The sequence below is a fragment of the Leisingera sp. ANG-M1 genome (assembly GCF_000813745.1).
In the GTDB taxonomy this organism is placed as follows: domain Bacteria; phylum Pseudomonadota; class Alphaproteobacteria; order Rhodobacterales; family Rhodobacteraceae; genus Leisingera.
In genome coordinates, this window is the sequence record NZ_JWLC01000067.1 from 1 (window position 1) to 510 (window position 510).

Consider the following 510-nt stretch of genomic DNA (forward strand, 5'->3'; position numbering starts at 1 on the left):
GTGGCAGAGCCGTCCTTGCGGATCGACTGGCGCGGGGTGAGGATCGAGGAGGTCGGCTTTACTGCAAAGCGCACCACCACATCCTGGCCGGTGGAAATCCCGCCCAGGATGCCGCCGGCATGGTTGGAGGAATACTCCGGCCCGTTTTCGCCCATGAAAATCTCATCGGCGTTTTCCGAGCCTTTGAGGCGCGCGGCATTCATGCCTTCGCCGATCTCAACGCCCTTCACGGCGTTAATCGACATCATCGCGGCGGCCAGATCGGTGTCCAGCTTGCCGTAAACCGGCGCGCCGATGCCTGCGGGGACATTGCGGGCGACAACCTCGACCACTGCACCCACCGAGTCATGCGCCTTGCGCAGGCCCTGCAGATAGTCTTCCCACTCCTGCACCGCGCCTGCGTCGGGGATCCAGAAATCATTCTGCTCGATCGCGTCCCAGTCAAAGCGGCTGCGGTCGATCTCCAGCTCGCCCATTTGGGTCATATAGCCCTTGATCTCCAGCCCCGGC

At 62.9% G+C, this 510-nt stretch carries 1 protein-coding gene; it reads right to left on the reverse strand.

Going from position 1 to position 510, the window contains the following annotated elements; all coding sequences use genetic code 11:
* Positions 1-510, reverse strand: a 510-nt coding sequence (locus RA19_RS25350) for a chorismate synthase (protein WP_039168711.1), incomplete at both ends; no start/stop codon positions are given.